Below are 20,265 nucleotides of genomic sequence, written 5' to 3'. Positions count from 1 at the left end.
ATCAGCGCTCCCGCAGCGCTTCCTGCGACTTCATCATCGGCCGCAGCAGATAGCTGAGCACCGAGCGCTCGCCGGTCTTGATCTCGACCTGCGAGGTCATGCCGGGGATGACGGGCAGCTTCTCGCCCTTGTACTTGAGGTTGTTGCGCTCGGCGGTGACGATGACGCGGTAATGGCCTTCGCCCGATTTGTCGCCCTCGGTGACGGCGTCGGGGCCCATGTAGGTGACCTTGCCTTCCAGGCCGCCATAGGTGTTGAAGTCATAGCCGGCCAGCTTGACCTCGGCCGTCTGGCCCAGGCGGATGAAGCCGATGTCCTTGGGCTTGATCTTGGCCTCCACCAGCACCTTGGGGCCGATGGGCGAGATCTCGAGGATGGGTGCGCCGCTGGCGACGACGCCGCCGATGGTGCCGGCCTTGATGCTCTTGACGACGCCATGTACGGGCGACTTCAGCACGGTGCGCGTCAGCGCGTCCTGGCGCACCACCATCTGTTCGTCGAGCTGGGCCATCTCGCTCTGCACCCGCACCAGTTCCTGGCTGGCCTCCTGGCGGTAGCGCGAGATGCGCTCGGCGCGCTGCTGCTGGATCTCGTTGACCTGGCGGTTCAGGCGCATCACTTCCACGTCGCTCATCAGGCCGCTCCTGGACATGTCCTGGGCCAGCTTGAGTTCCTTGGAGATCAACCCCAGGCTGCGGTTGATGCTGCCGACCGCCTCGTCCAGCAGATGCTTGCGCGCCTCGAAGGACTCGGTCTCGCCCTGGGCATAGCGCGCCTTGGCGTCGACATCGCGCGGCCACTGGATACTGGCGCGGCCATTGGCCTCGGCCGTCAGGCGCGCGGCGGCGGCCTTCAGGGCCAGCAGCTTGGCCTGGCCTTCGTTCTGCTGGGCCTCGACACGGGTCGGGTCCAGGTCGACAAGCTCCTGGCCGACCTGCACCTCCTGGCCCTCGCGAACTTTCAGCTCACGCAGGATGCCGGCGTCCAGGCTGGCAATGACCTGCTCGCGCCCGTCCGGCACGATGCGGCCGTCGCTGCGCGTGATCTCGTCCACCTTGGCCAGGGCCGACCAGGTGATGGCCACCGTGACGACGGCGCACAGCAGATAGAGCGCCCAGGTCGCACGTGGCAGGGGCTCGTCGATGTGCGCGGCATGCAGGGCGCTGACGAAGAGGCCCTCTTCCTTGGTCAGGGCCGACGTCATACGGAAGCGGAGCGCTGCACGGGCTGGGCGGACGGGTGCATGTGAACGCCCTCACCGCCCTGGGTGCCGGGCGCCGCGGCCGGGCGCACGCCCGACAGCGCCGCCAGCACCTGGTCGCGCGGGCCGTCCATGACGATGCGGCCGCCGTCGACGACGACGATGCGCTGCACCAGTTCCAGCACCGCCGGGCGGTGGGTCACGACGACGAGGGTGGCCGTGCCGGCCGCATCGCGCAGCTGGCGCAGGAATGCCATCTCGCTCTGGGCGTCCATGGAGCTGGTGGGTTCGTCCATCAGCAGGATCTGCGGCTTGGTGACGAGGGCGCGGGCCAGGGCGACGAGCTGGCGCTGGCCGCCGGACAGCAGCTGGCCCATTTCGCCCACCGGCAGGTCCCAGCCCATCGGGTGGCCGGCGACGACGCGATCCAGCCCGGTCAGCTTGGCCACCTCGACGAGGCGGCCGGCGTCCAGGTGGGCGCGGCCCATCATCACGTTGTCGCGCAGCGTGCCGACGAACAGGCGCGGCTCCTGGCTGACGAAACCGACGCGCGAGCGGTACTCCGCCGGGTCGACCTGGCGCAGGTCGATGCCGTCGACCTCGACCATGCCCTCGGACGGCTGGTAGAGGCCACCGAGCATGCGCAGGATGGTGGACTTGCCGCTGCCGATGCGGCCCAGGATGGCGACGCGTTCGCCGGCCTCCAGGCGCATGGTGACGTTGCGCAGCACCTTGGGCGAGGCCGCGTCGCCCGCCGGCTGGTGGCCGGGCTGGGGCTGGGGCGGGTAGCTGAAGCCGACGTCGTGCAGGCCGACCTTGCCGCTGACCTGGGACAGCGGCACATAGTTGCGGCTGCTGTCGCGCTCGACCGGCGCATTCATCATCTGGTTCAGCGCCAGCATGGCCGCCCGGGCGCCCTGGTAGCGCGTCGCCAGGCTGACGAGGCTGCCCAGCGGCGCGATGGCGCGGCTGGCGAACATCACCGAGCCGATCAGCGCGCCGGCCGAGATGACGCCGTCATGGATCAGGTAGACGCCCCAGACGAGGATGATGAGGTTGACCGCCTGCTGCAGCGTGCTGGAGAGGTTCATGCTCCAGCTGGACAGCGCGCGCGAAGTCAGGGCGGTGTCGGCCACGATGGCGGTGGTGCGCTCGTAGCGGCGCAGGAAGCGGCCTTCGGCGCCCGAGGTCTTCAGGTCTTCCAGCCCCTCGAGGGATTCGACGAGGGTGCCATGCAGGTCGGCCGTCTCCTGCATATTGGTGCTCATGGCCCGGCGCAGCGCGCCCTGGATGGCCCAGGACAGGCCCATGATGACGGGCACGGCCAGCACCAGCACCCAGCCCAGCGGCCCGCCGATGACAAAGGTCATGCCGATGAAGATGACCAGGAAAGGCAGGTCCGACAGCGCCGACAGCGTGGCGCCGGTGAAGAACTCGCGCACCATCTCCACCTGGGCCAGGTGGGCGGCATAGGCGCCGGCCGAAGCGGGCTTGTGCTCCATGCGCACGCCCAGGGTCTGGCGGTAGAGCTTGGCGCCGATGACGAGGTCGGCCTTGCGGCCGGCCAGGTCGATGAGGTGGGAGCGCAGCTGGCGTGCGAACAGGTCGAACAGCAGGGCCACGGAGGCGCCCACCGTCAGCGTCCACAGCGTGACCATGGCCTGGTGGGGGATGACCTTGTCGTAGATGACCGAGGTCACCAGGCCCGACACCAGCATCAGCACGTTGGACAGCAGGGCCGCCAGCATGGAGGCGCGGTAGTAGGGCGTGAAACGCTTCAGCGTGCCCCACAGCCAGTGCGACGCCAGGCCCTTGTCAGCCAGCTTGAGCAGCGGCGACTCGGCGCGCTGGCCCTGGGCGGCCTCCTGGCGGGACACCGCCAGCATGAAGCCGCTGTACTCGGGCTCCAGCTCGGCCGTCGTGGCCGGCACGGCAGCCGCCTCGGGGCCAGGGAAAACCACCTCGTAGCGGCAGGCACCGGCGGCCACGGTGGCGGGGTCGTCCAGGCGGCGCACCAGCACGCAGGCGTCGCCGCCATTGAGCAGCAGCACGGCCGGCAGCAGCAGTTCGTGGATGTCGTCGATGCTCTTGCGCAGCAGGCCGGCGTTGTAGCCCGCCTCGCGCATGACGCGGATGGCGCTGTCGGGCGCCAGGGCGCCTTCCACCGGCGCACCGGCGCGCAGCGACTCGGGCGAGCGCGGCCGGCCGTGGTGGCGGGTCAGCCACGACAGTGCCTGCAGCAGCGGGTCGCCGGCGGGCTGGTTGGCGAGGTTCTCCAGCGGGTCCGGCGGCGGCGCCGGTTCGCCATTGGCGGCCAGGCGCAGGCCCGGCGCCTGGGGCTGGCCGTCAAAGAAGGGGTCGTGCTGGCGTGACATCAGGTCCTGCTGCGGGCGTCGAGCGCCAGGCGCTCGAATTCACGCTCTATATCGCGCACGATGGCCGGGATGTCAAACAACGGCGAGCTGTGGCCATGCTCGGCCAGGTAACGCTTGTAAGAAGCCGCGCGGGCCGGCTGGTTGCCGATCTGGATGGCGCGCTGCTCGTATTCGTCCAGCGTCGTCGTGATCAGGTCGGGCAGGCCGACGGCCGTCAGCAGGCTGCCGGCCATGCGGGAGATATACGTCCTGCCCGAGCGCGTCAGGATGGGCGTGCCCATCCACAGGCAGTCGCTGGCCGTGGTGCCGGCGTTGTAGGGGAAGGTGTCCAGGAACAGGTCGGCCAGCGTGAAGCGGGCCAGGTAGTCGGCCGGCTGGGCGCGGCCGGCGAAGACGAGGCGCTCCGGCGCAATGCCCTCCTCCACCGCGACGCGGGTCAGGTTGGCCTTGGCAAAGGGGTTGTCGGCCAGCAGCCACAGCACGCTGTTCGGCACCTGGCGCAGCACGCGCATCCAGCAGCGCCAGACCTGCTCGCTCATCTTGTGGTTGTTGTTGAAGGCGCAGAAGACGAAGGCGCCTTCCGGCAGCCCCATCTCGGCACGGCTGGGCGCCGGGTTGGCGGCGCGGGTGCGGTCGCTGACCTGGTAGCAGTGCGGCAGGTAGATGGGCTTTTCGGTGTGATACGGCAGCGACTCCGGCGGCATCACGAAGCGGTCGGCCAGGATCCAGTCCACGCCCGGCAGGGCCGAGGTGGCGGGCAGGCCGAGGTAGCTGACCTGGATGGGGGCGCCGCGGTAGGCCAGGATGCCCGGGCGGGCGCCGCTGGTCAGGCCCTGCAGGTCGACCAGCACGTCGATGCCGGCCTCGGCAATCATCTCGGCGGCGCGGCGCTCGGGCACGCCGTGCAGCGGGGTGTAGTGGTCCATCGCCGCGCGGATGCGGGCGCGCAGCGGCGTACCGTCGTCGCGGCTCCAGCTGAAGGCGTGGATCTCGAACTTGCTCTTGTCGTGCAGCTCGTAGAGCTCGGCCGTCAGCAGGCCGACGGCGTGCATGTGCAGGTCGCCGGACAGATAGCCGATCTTGATCTTGCCCTCGCGCTGGCGGCCCTTGTGCAGCGGCGGCTCAGTGACCTTGGTGACCTTCTCCAGCACGAAGCGCTGGGCCGTCAGCAGTTGCAGCGCCGGGTCGTCGCTCTCATCCAGCATGCCGAGCAGCGAGGTGCTCATCAAGAGGTGGTTGTGCGTGACCTCGCCGACGGTCTGGTAGACCGGCCAGGCGCATTGCTTCTGGCGGATGTGCACGTAATGCTGGGCGACGTCGCTCTGGCGCGGGTCGAGCTCCAGCGAGCGGCGCATCAGCGCCTCGGACTCGTCATAGCGCTTTTCCTGCTCCAGCAGGCGGGCGGCGTTGTTGAAGGCATGCAGGCGCAGGGCCAGCGGATCGGCGCCCACGCTTTCGGGTCTTTCGTCGTCGTAGACGGTGCGCCATTCGCCCAGGGCCTCTTCCGGGCGGCCCAGGTGCTCGAGCTGGTGGCCGAGGTTCAGGCGCGCCTGGGCAAAGGTCGGCGCCAGCGTCAGGGCCATGCGATAGACGCCTTCGGCGTCGGCATGGCGGCGCATCTCGCCGAGGATGGCGCCCCAGTTGAAGCAGGCCACATGGCGCAGCGGCGAATTCGTAGAGCCCACCCAGCTCTGGTAGAGCAGCGCGGCGGCTTCCAGCGCCCCGGCGGCCTGCAGGCGCGAGGCCGCCTCCATGACCTGGGGCAAGGGCCATTGGCCGCTGCGGGCCAGGGCCAGCCATTGCTCGACGAGGGCAATGCCTTGGGGCTGGGCGGCGGGAGGCGACGACATGTCCATGCGACGGGCGGCTTGAGCGGATGTTCTCTTGATTTTCAAGCCGGACTGCCCCGCCGGGAGCGGGGAATAGGCCGCGGATTGCGCAGCATTTCCCGCCCGGGCGACCTCAAACTGGGGAATTACCCGCCAAGATAGTCCGACTTGCCCAGCGGCACGCCGGCGTGGCGCAGCAGGGCGTAGGTCGTCGTGGCGTGGAAATAGAAGTTCGGCAGTGCGAAATGACGCAGATAGGTGGCGCCGTCGAACTTGAGCGGGTCGCCGGTGCGGCGCGGGATGGTGATCTCGCGGTCCTCGCTGCCGTCGATGGCGGCCGCAGGCACGGACAGCACATAGTCGCGCGTTTTCTTGATGCGCTCGATCAGTTCGTCCAGCGAGGCTTCGTTGTCCTCGAACTTGGGCGCGTCCTGGCCGGAAAGGCGGGCTACGCAGCCCTTGGCGGCGTCGCTGGCGATCTGGATCTGCTTGGTGAAGGGCAGCATGTCGGGGGCCAGGCGCAGCGTCAGGTAGACGTCCGTCGAGAACTTCTTCGCTTCGGCGTGGGCCTTGGCCGCGTCCAGCCAGTTCAGCATGTTGGACAGCATCTTGGCAAAGGCCGGCGCACTGGCGCTGTGCATGGAAATCGTGGTCATCGGGTGTCTCCTTGAGGGAAAGCGATCGTAGCCAGCATGCCCGGAGCCTGCATCGGCCAAGGGCACAATGCCCCAAAACCTGATGCCCCCAAGCTGACGCCGTTCGCTGCGCGGGCCCCGACCATGAATGTGATCATCCTCGACGACTACCAGGATGCCGTGCGCAAGCTGCGCTGCGCGGCCAAACTGGAGCCGCTGAATGCCAAGGTCTTCACCAACACCGTCAAGGGCATAGGCCAGCTGTCCGTGCGGCTGCGTGATGCCGAGGTGTTGGTGCTGGTTCGCGAGCGCACGGCCTTCCCGCGCCAGCTGCTGGAAAAGCTGCCCAAGCTCAAGCTGATCTCGCAGACCGGGCGCGTCGGCAGCCACATCGACGTGGAGGCCTGCACGCGGCTCGGCATTGCCGTGGCCGAGGGCGTCGGCAGCCCGGTGGCGCCGGCCGAGCTGACCTGGGCGCTGATCATGGCCTCGATGCGCCGGCTGCCGCAGTACATCGGCAACCTCAAGCATGGCGCCTGGCAGCAGGCCGGGCTGAAGGCGGCGTCCATGCCGGCCAACTTCGGCGTCGGCATGGTGCTGCGCGGCAAGACGCTGGGCATCTGGGGCTACGGCAAGATCGGGCAGCTGGTGGCCAGCTATGGCCGCGCCTTCGGCATGACGGTGCTGGTCTGGGGCAGCGAGGCCTCGCGGCTGCGCGCCGAGGCCGACGGCTACCAGGCCGCGCCCAGCCGCGAAGCCTTCTTCGGCACGGCCGACGTGCTGTCCGTGCACCTGCGCCTGTGCGACGCCACCCGCGGCATCGTCACACCCGAGGACCTGGCCCAGATGAAGCCGACGGCCCTGTTCGTCAACACCTCGCGGGCCGAACTGCTCGCCGAAGGCGCGCTGGTGTCGGCGCTGAACCGCGGCCGGCCCGGCATGGCGGCCATCGACGTCTTCGAGAGCGAGCCCATCCTGCAGGGCCACCCGCTGCTGCGCCTGGAAAACGCCGTCTGCACACCCCACATCGGCTATGTGGAGCAGGACAGCTACGAGCTCTACTTCGATGCGGCCTTCGACAACGTGCTGAACTTCATCAAGGCGCAGCCGAGCAATATCGTCAATCCCGAGGCGCTCAAAGTGCATCGTTGAAGTCCCCGTGCTGAACCGCCCGCAGTCCCTGACGCACCTCTTCCTGGCGTTCACGCGCCTGGCCCTGCAGGGTTTCGGCGGCGTGCTGGCGGTGGCCCAGCGCGAGCTGGTCGAGCGCCTGGGCTGGATGAGCAAGGAAGAGTTCGTCGAGACCCTGGCCATCGCCCAGGTGCTGCCCGGGCCCAACGTCGTCAACCTGTCGATGATGATCGGCGACCGCTTCTTCGGCCTGCGCGGTGCCGTCGTCGCGCTGGCCGGCATGCTGCTGGCGCCGGCCGTCATCGTGCTGTGCCTGGCCGTGGCCTACAGCGAGCTGGCCCGCCACCCGATGGCCGTGAACGCGCTGCGCGGCATGGGCGCCGTGTCCGCCGGCCTCATCCTCGCCACCGGCATCAAGCTGCTGCCGGCACTGAAGAAAAGCCCGCTGGGACGGCCGCTGGCCCTGGGCCTGGCGCTGCTGGCCTTCGTGCTGATCGCGCTGCTGCGCTGGCCTCTGATCTATGTGCTGGCCTTGCTTGGCGGCAGCGGCATGCTGATCGCCTGGTGGAGGATCAAGCCGTGACGACGCCGGTCGACCTCTTCAGCCTCTTCCTGCACTTCCTGACGCTGTCGCTGCTGTCCATCGGCGGCGCCATCACGACGGTGCCGGAGATGCACCGCTACCTCGTCGACAAGACGGGCTGGCTGACGGACACGATGTTCACGTCCTCCATCGCGCTGGCCCAGGCCGCGCCGGGGCCCAACATCCTGTTCGTCGCGGTGCTGGGCTACAACGTGGCGGGCCTCCAGGGCGCCGCGGCCGCCATGGCCGGCATCATGCTGCCGTCCAGCGTGCTGACCGTGACAGCCACGCGCTGGGCGCGCAACAACCGCGAGAACATCAACGTGCGGGCCTTCTCGGCCGGCATGATGCCGCTGACGCTGGGGCTGATCATCGCCACGGGCTGGCTGCTCGCCCTGCCCTTCCTGAAGGCCGAGGAGCATCGCTGGACGACGCTGGCCCTGATCGCCGTCACCGTGCTGCTGACGCTGAAGACGAGGCTGGGCCTCGTCTGGATGGTGCTGGGTGGCGGCGTGCTCGGCGCTCTCGGCCTGGTTTAGACGCCCAGGCCGGCCTGGGTCGTCACCGAGCGCTTGCTGACGGGCGACATGCCCAGCGTGACCTGGGCATAGACCTCATCGGAGCGCGGCATGATGATGGGCGTGTGGATGTCGGCCCAGCCGACGATCTGGGTGCCGGCGTCCTCGTCGAGCTTGGCGGTGTCGATGGCCCGCTTCTCGGAGTAGTTGACCGTGCCCGCGGACAGCACCGACACGGCCTTGTAGGGGCGCAGGATCAGGCCGCCGGCCAGCCAGGTGAAGGTGCTGATCAGGTCGTCGGCCCCGCTGTCGCCCGAGGGCAGGTTGTCACCGGCGAGGTCTTCACCAAACAGCTCGATCTCAAGGCGGTAGGTGCGGCCGACATCGCTGGCATCGAAGGTCATCGTGCCGGCAACGGTCACGTCACGCTTGCCGGCGCTGGTGGCGCCGAGGGTGATGGTGGGGGTGGAGAGGGTGGCCATGAGGGGCTCCTGGGTCAGGTGGTGGCTCACCAGGGATTGGCTTGCCTGCCTGTACTGACGCAGGCAGGCGCCCGCAGGGATCAAGCTGCGGAGGGTGAAAGTTCACCTGCACCCGGGCCGCCCGGCCGGAAGGCCGCCGGCGGCCGGCCGAGCAGCCGCAGAAAGGCCCGCCGCATGCGCTCGGTGTTGCCGAAGCCGCAGTCCAGCGACACCCGCAGCACCGACGCCGCCCCACTCTCCAGCGCCGCCCGCGCGGCCTCCACCCGCAGGCGCTCCACCGCCTGCGCCGGCGTGGCTCCCGTCTCGGCGCGGAAGCAGCGCGCGAAGTGGCGCGGGCTCATGCAGGCCTGGGCGGCGAGATCCTCCACGCGGTGATCGCGCCGCAGGTCACGGCGCAAGTCGTCCAGCAAGGCGCCGAAGCGGCCCTCCGGACGCTGCAGCTCCAGCAGCGGCGAGAACTGCGACTGCCCGCCGGGGCGCCGCCTCTCCACGACGAGCTGGCGCGCGGCCTCGCGGGCGATGTCTTCGCCGTGGTCGTGGGCCAGCAGGGCCAGGCAGAGGTCGATGCCGGCCGTCATGCCGGCGCTGGTCCAGACCTCGGGCCAGCGCTGCTCGCGCACGGCGGGCTCGCGCACATAGATGCGGTCGGGCTGCAGACGCACGGCCGGATAGTCGGCGGCGAACTGCCGGCTGCGCGACCAATGCGTCGTCGCCGTGCGCTGGTCCAGCAGGCCGGCCGCCGCCAGCACCAGGCTGCCGCTGCAGATGCTGGCGATGCGCGCCCCCGACTGTGCCGCCCGCCGCAGCCAGGCGATGAGGCGGCCGTCCCGGCAGGCGCCGTCCACGCCGTCGCCGCCTATGACCATGACCAGGTCGAGATCGCCCAGGCGGCGCGGCAAGCCCTGCACCGGCCAGTCCACGCCCGCCGAGCTGCGCACCGCCGGCGGGCTGCTGGCCACCAGGCGCCAGTCGTAGCTGCCGGGGTGGGCCAGGCGGGCCACCTCGAACACCGCCATCGGCCCGGCCAGGTCGAGTTGCTGGAAGCCCGGGAAGAGCACGAAGGCGATGCGGCAGGTCATGAGCAGATCCTAGAAACGGCGGTTGGGCGCGCCCGAGGGGCTGGCGAAGCGGGCTGCCGGCAAGGCGCGACGACGCTGCGGGCTCGTGCCCGCGAGGAGGAGCAACGCAGCCAGCGGCCCGGGGCGCCAGACCAGCGGGCGTGCAGCGCTGCTCAGCGAAGTGATGACGACGGCCTCATCGCCAACGCGTTGATCCCCCCCGAGTTTCGATGAGTCGCGAGCGGTCAACCGCCGTTTCCAGGATATGGCAGAAAAGGTGGGAACTGCGTCATGGCGGCCATGAAGGCCAGCCTGCAAACTGCCGGACATCGACGACGCAACGCGGCAGGAGGCCGCATCCAATGAACGTTGGCATCCTGGTTTTCGACGAGATGGAACTGCTGGACATGGCCGGCCCCTACGAGGTGTTCACGACGGCGGCGCGGGTGCATGGACGCAGCCAGCCAGCGGGCAGCGCCCCGCTGTTCACGGTGAGCACCGTGGCGCGCGGGACCGCACCCGTGCGCGCCCGGGCCGGCCTGCAGGTGCAGCCCGACTTCGCGCTGGGCGAGCACCCGCCACTCGCCTGCGCCATCGTGCCCGGTGGCGTGGTGGACGCCGAACTGCGGCAGCCGCAGGCGCTGGCCTGGATCGCCGCCCAGCGGCGCACGGCTCTCGTGCTGGCCTCGGTGTGCACCGGCGCCCTGCTGCTGGCCGAGGCCGGCGTGCTGGACGGCCTGGCCGCCACCACGCATTGGGAAGACCTCGACGCGCTGCGTTCGTTGCGGCCGGCCGTGCGGGTGCGCGACGGCCTGCGCTGGGTGGATGAGGGCGAGGTGGTCACGTCGGCCGGCATCTCGGCGGGCATAGACCTGTGCCTGCACCTCGTGGCGCGACTGCACAGCCGCGAGCTGGCCCTGCGCACCGCGCGGCAGATGGATTACGACTGGAAGGACACGCCTTGATCGACCCTGGACAGGACCTCATCACCATCACCCACCGCCCGGACACGGTGTTTGTCCAGGGCCAGGGCGCCTGGCTGACCGACGAGGGCGGCAAGCGCCACCTCGACCTCGTGCAGGGCTGGGCCGTCAACAGCCTCGGCCACAGCCCGGCGCTGATCACGCAGGCACTGTTGGCGCAGTCCCGGCAGCTGCTCAACCCCAGCCCGGCCTACTACAACCGCCCGCTGCTGGACCTGGCCAGGAGGCTGGTGGAGGTGAGCTGCTTCGACCGGGTCTTCCTGGCCAGTTCGGGCGCCGAGGCCAATGAAGGTGCCGTCAAGCTCGCGCGGCGCTGGGGCAGCCGCACGCGGGGCGGCGCCCACGAGATCATCGGCTTCGAGCAGGCCTTCCATGGCCGCACGCTGGCGATGATGAGCGCCTCGGGCAAGCCGGGCTGGGGCGAGATCTACCCGCCCATGCCCACGGGCTTCGTGAAGGCGCGCTTCAACGACATCGCCTCGGTCGAGCGGGCGATGACGCCGCGCACGGCGGCCGTGATGATCGAGCTGGTGCAGGGTGAGGCCGGCGTCGTTGTCGCCGACCCGGGCTTCATGCGCGAGCTGAGGGCGCTGACGGCAGAGCGTGGCGTGCTGCTGATCGTCGACGAGGTGCAGACCGGCATCGGCCGCTGCGGCCATGCTTTCGCCCACGAGCACTTCGGCATCGAGCCCGACGTGATGACGCTGGCCAAGGGGCTGGGCGGCGGCGTGCCGCTGGCAGCGCTGCTGTGCAAGGAGGAATTGAACTGCTTCGAGCCCGGCGACCAGGGCGGCACCTTCTGCGGCAACCCGTTGATGGCCGCCGTCGGACTGGCCGTGGTGAACGAGGTCTGCCGCGAGGACTTTCTTGCCGGCGTGCGCGAGCGTGCTGAGCAGCTGTCTGCCGGGCTGCAGGCCATCGCGCTCGATCACGGCTTGCTGGGCGAGCGCGGCCTCGGGCTGCTGCGGGCATTGGTGCTGCCGTCAGACGTCGCGGGCGAGGTGGTCGCCGCAGCACAGGCGCTGGAACCCATCGGTCTGCTGCTCAATGCGCCCCGCCCTCACCTCATTCGGCTGATGCCGGCGCTGAACATCAGCGATGCCGAGATGGCAGAAGGGCTGGCGCTGCTGCGCCAGGCGCTGCGCGAGGTGCTCAGGTGAACGTATTTGCGGGCCGAGCGCCGGGCCGCCCCTAGCCGGCACGCGTATGGCGATGTGCTTGCGGCTCAATGCCGCAAGCATCGCCGCCCCTCGGGGGGCCGACCAACTCGCCCGCGTTCAACGCGGCGAACTGGGCGGGGGGCTCAACCTTGCGTCGTGCCGAAGATCTTGTCGCCGGCGTCGCCCAGGCCCGGGATGATGTAGCCGACGTCGTTCAGGTGGCTGTCGATGGCCGCCGTCCAGCAGCGCACATCGGGGTGGGCCGCCTGCAGGGCCTTCACGCCCTCGGGGGCCGCTACCAGCACCAGGGCTCGCACGTCCTTGCAGCCGCGCGCCTTCAGCAGGTCGACGGTGGCGATCATGCTGCCGGCCGTGGCCAGCATGGGGTCGATGATCAGCGCGGTGCGGGCGTCGAGGTTGCCGACGAACTTGTCGAAGTAGTTCACCGGCTTGAGCGTCTCGTGGTCACGCGCCAGGCCGACGACGGACACCTTGGCATTGGGCAGGATGTCCAGCACGCCGTCCAGCATGCCCAGGCCTGCACGCAGGATGGGCACGACGGTGACCTTCTTGCCGGAGATCTGGTCAACCTCGGCCGGGCCGCTCCAGCAGTTGATGGTGACCTTCTCGGTCGGGAAGTCAGCCGTCGCCTCGTAAGCCAGCAGCCGGGCCACTTCGCCGGTCAGCTCGCGGAACTTCTTCGTCGAAATGTCGGCCTCCCGCATCAGGCCGATCTTGTGCTTGACGAGGGGGTGCTTGACTTCGATGACGGCCATGGCGGGCTTCCTAATTTTTCTGAATAGTCAGAATTATCGACGCTGACTCATCGACGCTGACGAAGGGCCTCGTAGAGGCAAACCCCGGAAGCGACCGACACGTTCAGGCTTTCGACAGCCCCGGCCATGGGGATTCGCACCAGTTCGTCGCAGGTCTTGGCCGTCAGCTGGCGCATGCCCTCGCCTTCCGCGCCGAGCACAAAGGCGACGGGGCGCTTCAGGTCCAGGTCGTAGATGGAGCGTTCGGCCTGGTCGGAGGTGCCGACCACCCAGATGTCGCGCTCCTTCAGTTCGTTGAGCGTGCGGGCCAGGTTGGTGACCATCAGATAGGGCACGGTCTCGGCCGCGCCGCTGGCCACCTTGGCCACCGTGGCGTTCAGGCCGACGGCACGGTCCTTGGGGGCGACGACGGCATGCGCCCCGGCGCCATCGGCCACGCGCAGGCAGGCGCCGAGGTTGTGCGGGTCGGTCACGCCGTCCAGCACCAGCACCAGCGGCGGGCCTTCGACGGCGTCGAGCACGTCGTCCAGCGAATGCAGTTGGGCGATGGCCGCCACGCGTGCGACGACGCCCTGGTGGCGCGGGCTGCCGGCGATCTGGCTCAGGCGCTCATCGTTGCTCTCCACCAGCTTGGCGCCGGCCTCCTTGGCGCGCTCGATGAAGGAGCGCATGCGCTGGTCGCGCCGGGCGGGGTCGAAATGGACCTCGGCCACCGAGGCGGGATGGGTCTTGAGGCGGACGGTGACGGCGTGGAAGCCGAACAATACTTTGGCGGAAGCGCTCATGCCCGCATCGTAGCGGCCGGCCGTTCCAGCCACTGCCGGACTTCGAGGATGGCGGCCTCGTAGCTCAGGGCCTGGCCCAGGATTTCGGCCGCCGCAAACGCGGCATCGCCCAGGGCTGCTCGCGCGCTGGCCATCAGCGGCGCCACGAAAGCCTCGTCGACCGGTTCGCGCTGGCTGCCGCCCTGCACCATGCGCACCTGAGCCGCGCCCGCGAAGCGTGCCGCCACCGCGGGCTCAGCGCCCGCCGAGGCCAGGCCGGCGGCGACCTCCAGCAGATCCTCCCCCATGCCCCGCAGCTCGGCGGCGGTGGCCAGTTGCAGGCTTTCCAGCAGCAGCGCCCGGGCCCGGTCGAGCTTGCCGCAGGCCACCGACAGCCGGGCCAGGTTGCACAGCGGCACGAAGAGGCCACCGGGCGACTGCAATTGCCGCGAAATGGCGATGGCCTCCTCGTAGCAGAGCCCGGCCGCCTCGAATTCGCCCTGGCTGCGGTGCAGTTCGGCCAGGTTGTTCAGCAGGATGCCCAGCGCGAACGGGCCGTCCAGCGTGCGAGCGACCGCGCAGGCACGCTCATACCGAGCCCGCGCGCCCTCCATCTGCCCGAGGGCCTGCAGGCTCTTGGCCTGCAAGCCCAGGCCGGTGGCGGTCTGTTCCGCGTCATCCAGGGGAGCCGCGATGGCCAGGCTGCGCTCGGCATGGGCCTGGGCTTCGTCGTAGCGTCCCATGCGGAAGGCGATCTGTCCCAGCGCCGAGTGGGCACGGCTGTGCCACAGCGGTTCGACATCGGGGCCGGCGCGGGCCAGCACCGCAGCGGCCAACGCGTGGCCACGCTCCAGTTGAGCCGAGGCGACCCAGTAGCGCCACAGGCAGGCCACCAGCAGGACGCCGGCCTGCTCGCCGCCCGGCGCGTGTTCGCACCAGCGGTGCGCGGCCAGCAGGTTCTCCTGCTCCTGGGCCAGGCGCAGCATCCAGGCGCCCTGCTCGGCACCCTGCATCTCGCCCCAGGCGGCCTGCGCCAGCGCCACGCAATGGCGCAGGTGAAGGTTGCGGGCCGCCTCGGCGTCGCCCGCGCCGGCCAACCGTTCCTGGGCGTACTGGCGCACGGTCTCCAGCATCCGGTAGCGCGGCGGTGCCGCCCCTTGCTGCTCCACCTCCAGCAGCGATTTGTCGTGCAGCCGTTGCAGCAGCGCCAGCACGGCGTAGTCGTCGCCCGCATCGGCCACCGCGGTGGCGGCGGCCAGCGTGCAGCCGCCGACGAAGACGGACAGCCGCCGGAACAGCCCCTGCTCGTCCGGCGTCAGCGCGCCATGGCTCCAGTCCAGCGTGGCCTGCAGAGTCTGGTGGCGCGGCACGGCGCGGCTGCCGCCGGTCAGGAAGCGGAAGCGGTCGTCCAGCAGCGCGCCGATCTGCGCCACCGGCAGCATGGCCACACGGGCCGCCGCGAGCTCGATGGCCAGCGCGATGCCGTCCAGGCGCCGGCAGATGTCGGCCACGGCCGGGGCATTGCAAGCGTCCAGCGCGAAGTCGGGCTGGGCCAGACCGGCCCGGTCGATGAAGAGCCGTACAGCCTCGCAGGCCTGCACGGCGGCCAGGTCGGTGGCCGACGGCAGTGACAGCGGCCGCACCGGCATGATCTGCTCGCCGGCGAGCCCCAGGCTTTCGCGGCTGGTGGCGATGATCTTCAGGCCGGCGCAGCACGAGATCAGGTCATCGGCCAACGACGCCACGGCGTCGATGACATGCTCGCAGTTGTCGAGCACGAGGACGGCGCGGCAGGGCCCCAGTTGGGCGCGCAGGCGCTGGGGCAGCGGCAGGCCGGCGTCCTCGCGCAGGCCCACGGCCGCTGCGACGGCCGCCATCACGCGCTGCGGGTCTTGCACCGGCGCCAGGTCGACGAACCAGGCGCCGTCGGGGAAGGCGTCCAACTGCTGACTCGCCAGTTGCAGCGCCAGCCGTGTCTTGCCGCAGCCGCCGGTGCCCGTCAGCGTCAGCAGGCTGGCCTGGGCCAGCAGCCCGGCGCATTGGGACAGCAGCAGTTCGCGGTCGATGAAGCGCGTGCGCGGCCGGGGCAGATGGGAAACCGGGCTGGGAGGGGGTGCCTCGGCGCTGGCGTTCACCGCGGCGGTGAACTGGTAGCCGCGCCCGGCAATCGTCGTGATGGCTGCCGGCCCCAACACCTTGCGCAGCGCCGAGATATGCACCTGCAGCGTGTTCTCCTCGACCACGCTGCCCGGCCATATCGCCTGCAGCAGATCCCCCTTGCTGACCGGCGCATGGCGGCGCTGGAACAGCAGCAGCAGCACATCGAAGGCACGGCTGCCCAGGGCGGCAGGCTCGCCCTCGACCAGCAGCAGGCGCGCCGCCGGCCTCAGCTCGAACGAGCCAAAGCGGCCTTCCTCGCGGGACAAGCGACCGTGCACCGGCTCTGCTGGGCTCATCCCCCTAGCTTAGGGCGAAGGGGGCAGCAAATATCAGAACTCTTCAGCCCCCCCCCAAGGACATGAAGTCGGCGCCGGCGCAGAGTCAGTTCAGGCATCGCGTTCGGTGCCTCACCCCCAAGGAGCGAAACATGAGCGTGCCTTCAAACGCCAAGTCCCGTCCGGCTGGACGGCCCTCGTCAACCCCGGTCGTGCATCGCCGCCGCCGGCTGGGCATCGCCTCGGGCGTGGTCTGCGCCGCGGCGTCGATGCCCGCGGCCGCCGTCGACTTCAGCGCGCTGTTCTCGCTGAAGGGCCAGAGCGTCTATGCGCCTGGCCCCGCCGTCGATGTCAACACCAACCAGCGCCTGGGCCCGCCGGCCTTCAATTTCGGCAAGGAGTACGGCGGCATCACCAACATCTGCGACCCGATCTACGACTGCTCGACCGGCGTGCGCGCAGGCGCCGACACCAATGGCAGCTTCGGCCTGAACTACGGCGCCAAGTTCAACAGCGGCTCCTACGACCTGCTCTACCCGGTATATGCCCACATCAACGAGCCCGTGGCTTTTTCAAACGCCATCGGGAGCCCTTTCAAGCTGAGCAGCAGCTTCAAGGTGGCGGGCTATACGGCGCCGGGCTATCAGGAATACCTGAACGGCCAGCGCGTGGTCGCCAAGCTCACCACCCATTCACCCACGCTGCAGGCCTATGTCGATCTCGATGCGAGATTCCATGCCTTCGTCGGCGCGCAGGCCTGTTTCGCGGGCTTCTGCACCGGCCCTGCACTGGCCCCTCCCGATGTCAACGTGTCACGGACGCTGGTCGGCATCAACCGCAACAACGACGGACGCATCCAGATCGGTGACGACATCGTCCAGCTCAAGCAGTACCGCACCTTCCTGGACGGCAATGTGACGGCGCGGCTCAACATCCCCAATGTCGATGGCGTCTCCAGCCCGGCCAACAGCACGGCCACCCAGCTGAACAGCCACGGACGCGACAGCATCCTTTCGCTGAGCGCCAACGTCGGCAACATGGTGTCCAAGGCCGTGGGCATCCCGCTGGTCGGCAACGCGGCAGGCATAGGCTACAACCTGCTGAGCATCAACGCGGGGCTGGGGCTGGACCTGGCGCAGACCTTCAGCGTGCAGCTGACGCCGATGGAGACCTTCAATTTCCTCAGCCCCGTGCGGCGCCAGCTGGCCGATGGCTCCTGGAGTGGCTTCACCAAGCAGATCACCGTGCCGCTGGGAGAAGACCTGGTGCTGAAGTCCAGCGTCATCAATGTCGGCGTGGTGCCGTCGACCGCCCTGCAGCTCACGTTTTCCAACCTGACCGAGCTGGTCGTCCAGGGTGACTTCAACGTGCAGGCCCTCGCCGCCGACATCTACGGCCTCAAGATCGGACCGCTGTACGACTCCGGCCCGGGCGGCGTGGGCAAGTTCAACATCCCGCTCTACCAGGACAGCTTCAGCTTCTCCACCGGCGCCATTTCCGGCCTGCCCTTCAACGTGCTGCAGTCCTTGCCCCTGTCGACGAGCGCCGACCCGGGCTATCGCGCGCTGTTCTTCGTTGGCGATCAGGACGACCAAGGCCTGGCGCCGGGCGAAATCCGCGCCGTCCAATACCTTTGCCGGGCCTGCCCGTCCACGCATGTCAGCGACACCGATCCGTCGGTGTTCAGCCAGTCCGGCGACCGCGTGTTCATGGTCGACGGCGATGCGCTCAAGCTGGCCACCAACAACCCCGGTGAGGTCGGCACCGACGCCTCGCAACTCGCGCTGCTCTACGGCACGGGCTTCACAGGCCAGCGCGTCGAGTTGGTCTCGCCGATCGGCCTGCCCAGCCCCGTTCCGGAGCCTTCGACCTGGCTGCTGATGGTGGCGGGCTTCGCCGCGGTGGGCGGCGTCGTGCGGCGGCGGACGAACCAGGCCGCATGAGTGCTGCGGGCTAGGGCTTGGTCGCCTGCTGCGCCCTCACCTGCGTCATCACGTTGACGAAGCTGTCGGTCCAGAAGCGCGCCTTGTTCTTGGCCAGGTGGTCCAGCAACTGGTCGTGGGCCTCGCGGGTCACGCTCAGGTGCTCGGCGCCGACGCCATGGAAGAGCAGCGAAACCAGCGCATGCTGGGCCGCCGCCTTCTCGACCAGGGCGATCAGCTGTTCGCCCGTCCAGCCTTCGACGAAATAGACCGGCATGGCATAGGGGTCGAGGCCGGCCGTGTCGGTGACCATGCCCGGGCCGGCCGCACGGTAGGCGACGAAATAGGGCTTCAGCGCGGCGACAAAGTCCTGGCCGCCGGCCTGCATGTCCAGGCAAGGCGGCGTGAAGGTGCGCTGGGTTTTGCCATCCAGCGACTGCAGCCAGGTGTTGGCGGCCAGGATGTGCTCCTGTACCTGGACCGGCGTCTGCTTGTCCAGGTCGCGATGCGGCGCCACCCACTCCCGACCGGGCCCTTTGGCCGAGCAACCGTGGAAGAGACTGTGATTGCCCAGCTCATGGCCGGCGGCCGCAGCGGCCTTCCATTCGTTCTGGCGGCCGGGCAGCGTCGGGCCGTTGATGGGCACATAGAAGCTGGCCCGCAGGCCGCGCTTGTTCAATGCCGGGATGACATGGTCGAGCTGGCTGTCCAGGCCATCGTCATAGCCCAGGCTGACGGCCGCCTGGGCGCCGTTCGGCCACACGAAGGGTGCCGCCGTGGCAGCGGCCGCAACGAAAAGGCCGAGCGCGGCCACAAGCATCTTTCGCATCACATTCCCTTCAAGAACTGAACCGCCATCAGCGCGCCGATCAGCACCGGCTGATGGACCATGTAGAAACTCAGCGACCAGCGCCCCAGCAGGGCCAGTGGCCGCGGCGCGCTGCCCGCCCACAGCTGCGGCCGCGCCCGCGTGACGACAAAGCCCAGCAGCATGACGCCCAGCCAGGGCAGCACCGGCACATAGTCCTCGGTGATGGGCTTGTGGGTGACGAGGCCGATCCAGTTGGTCCAGCGCATGTCGAACCAGGGGCTTTGCACCAGCCGCGGTGCGGCGATGGCGGCGGCCGCCAGCACCAGCAGCACCGCGTTCGGCAGCCGGCTGAGGCCCATGCGCAGCAGCAGCAGCATGACGGCGATGCCGTGCAGCACGCCAAAGCTGATCCAGCTGTTCGGGAACATGAACCACGAACCCGCCGACACCAGCAGCGCGCAGCCGGCCACCTGGGCCCAGCGCTTCCAGAAGCGCGCGGCGCCTTGGCCCGCCAGTACCGCGAAGGCCTGGCCGCCGCCGGCGCAGAACAGGAAGAGGCTGACGATGCAGACACGCTGCCAGGTCCAGACCGGGTCGCGGTAGAAGTCTTGGCGGATCCAGCCGAAGTGGTTCAGGTCGAAGCCGAAATGGAAGGCCGCCATCCAGACGATGGCCAGGCCGCGCAGCGCATCAAGGCGATCGGATCGGGCGGGCGATGCGGGCATGCAGGGCGTCAGGGAATCACGGCGGACGCGGGATTCTGGCCTCTCTGCTGCTGCAGCTGGTTACGGCGCTGCATCTTCTCCTCGGCGATGCGGCGGCGCGTGATGCGGTCGCCCTCGTCCGGGTCGGCGGCGCTGTGCATGGCCTCGGCGCGAAGGCGGGCGTCGTAGCGGGCCCGGTCGCTGAGCTGGGTCTGCGCAGCCTGGGCCTCGCGGCTGATGACCCAGTCGGCCTCCCGGTAGCGGCCCTGGCCGCTGCGGCACTGGCGCACGCGGCGCACTTCGTCCTGCAGGAACTGGCGCTCGGCATCGCCCAGCGTCGTCGAATTGGCGCGCGTCTCCATGCTGCGGATCTCGCCATCGCCCGGGCAGGCATTGCCGACGGACGCTTGTGGCGCCGAAGCCGCCGGCGCCCGGCCCAGTGCCGCGTCGACGATTTCCGGCTTGATGGCGTCGACGACATTGGTCCGCAGGTTGCGCTCCGACACCGGCTGGCCGGCCTGCGGGCAGGGCTTGTCGCTGAAGTTGACCTTGCCGTTGACCTCGCATTTCCAGACCTGCTGCGCCCATGCACCCGACAGCGCCAGCGACAGCGCAAGGCCGCAAAACATCCCCCTCATCCCAAACCTCCGTCACCAAGAGCGCCGCACAACGCGGCGACCGGAGGTTACGCTGACAGGGTCAACGCGGTGCTGCGTCCAGCTCGCCGGCGGGCTCGACGGGGTTGACGCGCGGCAACGCGGCCAGTTGCTGCGCCCTCGGGTTGCCGCGCTGGATGAAGCCCGGCGGCGCCGGTGCCAGCGGGTCGGCCGGGCGCCGGTGCGCGGCCGAGCCACGTCGGCGTGCGCTGCGCTCGGCGATGGCCGAGACCGGCCTGGCC

Annotated in this window: 19 protein-coding genes; 6 read left to right on the top strand and 13 right to left on the bottom strand. The window is 69.6% G+C overall.

Translation table 11 applies throughout. The features are described from left to right. Position 1 precedes the first annotated feature (1 nt). From AC1DW3_RS19360 to AC1DW3_RS19345, 4 genes are all read right to left on the bottom strand, one after another. A complete protein-coding gene (locus tag AC1DW3_RS19360; protein WP_477933903.1) occupies positions 2-1,204 on the bottom strand; it encodes an HlyD family type I secretion periplasmic adaptor subunit in 1,203 nt (400 codons plus the stop codon). Then, positions 1,201-3,576, bottom strand: a complete 2,376-nt coding sequence (locus tag AC1DW3_RS19355) for a type I secretion system permease/ATPase (protein WP_477933901.1) — start codon at positions 3,574-3,576, stop codon at positions 1,201-1,203. The genes AC1DW3_RS19360 and AC1DW3_RS19355 overlap by 4 nt, the downstream gene beginning before the upstream one ends. Beyond that, positions 3,576-5,426, bottom strand: a complete 1,851-nt coding sequence (locus AC1DW3_RS19350; RefSeq protein WP_477933899.1) for an O-linked N-acetylglucosamine transferase, SPINDLY family protein — start codon at positions 5,424-5,426, stop codon at positions 3,576-3,578. Before AC1DW3_RS19350 ends, AC1DW3_RS19355 begins: the two co-directional genes overlap by 1 nt. 125 nt (positions 5,427-5,551) lie before the next feature. Further along, the gene (locus AC1DW3_RS19345) at positions 5,552-6,061 is read right to left on the bottom strand and encodes a DUF1993 domain-containing protein (protein ID WP_477933897.1); all 510 of its coding nucleotides are present in this window, start codon (positions 6,059-6,061) and stop codon (positions 5,552-5,554) included. Positions 6,062-6,184: 123 nt separating this feature from the next. On the opposite strand from AC1DW3_RS19345, the gene AC1DW3_RS19340 reads away from it, so the two are divergent. Genes AC1DW3_RS19340 through AC1DW3_RS19330 form a run of 3 tightly spaced genes read left to right on the top strand, consistent with a single transcriptional unit; the run spans position 6,185 to position 8,293 of the window. Continuing rightward, on the top strand, positions 6,185-7,192 hold the full coding sequence (locus tag AC1DW3_RS19340; RefSeq protein ID WP_477933895.1) for a D-2-hydroxyacid dehydrogenase family protein: 1,008 nt from the start codon (positions 6,185-6,187) through the stop codon (positions 7,190-7,192). A 7-nt stretch (positions 7,193-7,199) separates the two neighbouring features. Continuing rightward, positions 7,200-7,754, top strand: a complete 555-nt coding sequence (locus tag AC1DW3_RS19335; protein WP_477933893.1) for a chromate transporter — start codon at positions 7,200-7,202, stop codon at positions 7,752-7,754. Then, positions 7,751-8,293 (top strand): chromate transporter, encoded by a 543-nt coding sequence (locus AC1DW3_RS19330; RefSeq protein WP_477933891.1) that lies wholly within the window; start codon positions 7,751-7,753, stop codon positions 8,291-8,293. Before AC1DW3_RS19335 ends, AC1DW3_RS19330 begins: the two co-directional genes overlap by 4 nt. Here AC1DW3_RS19330 and AC1DW3_RS19325 read toward each other — a convergent pair. Further along, entirely contained in the window at positions 8,290-8,754 is a 465-nt protein-coding gene (locus AC1DW3_RS19325; RefSeq protein WP_477933890.1) for a hypothetical protein, read from the bottom strand. The two genes, AC1DW3_RS19330 and AC1DW3_RS19325, sit on opposite strands and share 4 nt — an antisense overlap. Positions 8,755-8,834: 80 nt before the next feature. Then, positions 8,835-9,833, bottom strand: coding sequence for a GlxA family transcriptional regulator (locus AC1DW3_RS19320; protein ID WP_477933888.1), 999 nt, complete (start codon positions 9,831-9,833; stop codon positions 8,835-8,837). Between the two features lie 341 nt (positions 9,834-10,174). On the opposite strand from AC1DW3_RS19320, the gene AC1DW3_RS19315 reads away from it, so the two are divergent. Together AC1DW3_RS19315 and AC1DW3_RS19310 are read left to right on the top strand one after the other, a co-directional pair. Next, the gene (locus tag AC1DW3_RS19315; RefSeq protein ID WP_477933886.1) at positions 10,175-10,777 is read left to right on the top strand and encodes a DJ-1/PfpI family protein; all 603 of its coding nucleotides are present in this window, start codon (positions 10,175-10,177) and stop codon (positions 10,775-10,777) included. Next, the gene (locus tag AC1DW3_RS19310; RefSeq protein ID WP_477933884.1) at positions 10,774-11,955 is read left to right on the top strand and encodes an acetylornithine transaminase; all 1,182 of its coding nucleotides are present in this window, start codon (positions 10,774-10,776) and stop codon (positions 11,953-11,955) included. Before AC1DW3_RS19315 ends, AC1DW3_RS19310 begins: the two co-directional genes overlap by 4 nt. Positions 11,956-12,098: 143 nt before the next feature. On the opposite strand, the gene upp is transcribed toward AC1DW3_RS19310, so the two are convergent. From upp to AC1DW3_RS19295, 3 genes are read right to left on the bottom strand one after another with little or no spacing between them, the layout of a single operon-like run. Then, a complete protein-coding gene (gene upp, locus AC1DW3_RS19305; RefSeq protein ID WP_477933882.1) occupies positions 12,099-12,731 on the bottom strand; it encodes a uracil phosphoribosyltransferase in 633 nt (210 codons plus the stop codon). Between the two features lie 47 nt (positions 12,732-12,778). Further along, entirely contained in the window at positions 12,779-13,516 is a 738-nt protein-coding gene (gene rlmB, locus AC1DW3_RS19300) for a 23S rRNA (guanosine(2251)-2'-O)-methyltransferase RlmB (protein ID WP_477933881.1), read from the bottom strand. Further along, positions 13,513-15,951 (bottom strand): ATP-binding protein, encoded by a 2,439-nt coding sequence (locus AC1DW3_RS19295; protein ID WP_477933879.1) that lies wholly within the window; start codon positions 15,949-15,951, stop codon positions 13,513-13,515. The genes rlmB and AC1DW3_RS19295 overlap by 4 nt, the downstream gene beginning before the upstream one ends. A 131-nt stretch (positions 15,952-16,082) precedes the next feature. Between AC1DW3_RS19295 and AC1DW3_RS19290 the strand changes: the two genes are divergently transcribed. Beyond that, positions 16,083-17,873 (top strand): PEPxxWA-CTERM sorting domain-containing protein, encoded by a 1,791-nt coding sequence (locus AC1DW3_RS19290; RefSeq protein WP_477933877.1) that lies wholly within the window; start codon positions 16,083-16,085, stop codon positions 17,871-17,873. Positions 17,874-17,883: 10 nt separating this feature from the next. Here the strand turns inward: AC1DW3_RS19290 and AC1DW3_RS19285 are convergent, their stop codons facing one another. The 4 genes from AC1DW3_RS19285 to AC1DW3_RS19270 all read right to left on the bottom strand — a co-directional run. Next, on the bottom strand, positions 17,884-18,681 hold the full coding sequence (locus AC1DW3_RS19285; RefSeq protein ID WP_477933875.1) for a polysaccharide deacetylase family protein: 798 nt from the start codon (positions 18,679-18,681) through the stop codon (positions 17,884-17,886). Beyond that, positions 18,681-19,388 carry an acetyltransferase domain-containing protein gene (locus AC1DW3_RS19280; protein WP_477933873.1) on the bottom strand — a complete coding sequence of 236 codons (708 nt, stop codon included), beginning with the start codon at positions 19,386-19,388 and terminating at the stop codon, positions 18,681-18,683. The genes AC1DW3_RS19285 and AC1DW3_RS19280 overlap by 1 nt, the downstream gene beginning before the upstream one ends. An 8-nt stretch (positions 19,389-19,396) precedes the next feature. After that, positions 19,397-19,996, bottom strand: a complete 600-nt coding sequence (locus tag AC1DW3_RS19275) for a DUF4124 domain-containing protein (RefSeq protein ID WP_477933871.1) — start codon at positions 19,994-19,996, stop codon at positions 19,397-19,399. Between the two features lie 70 nt (positions 19,997-20,066). Continuing rightward, on the bottom strand, positions 20,067-20,265 hold a 199-nt coding region (locus tag AC1DW3_RS19270), incomplete at its 5' end, for a hypothetical protein (protein WP_477933869.1).

This window comes from Roseateles sp. P2_H4 (genome assembly GCF_056403315.1).
The sequence above is the reverse complement of the archived record's forward strand: the minus strand, read 5'-3'. Positions and strand labels throughout refer to the sequence as shown.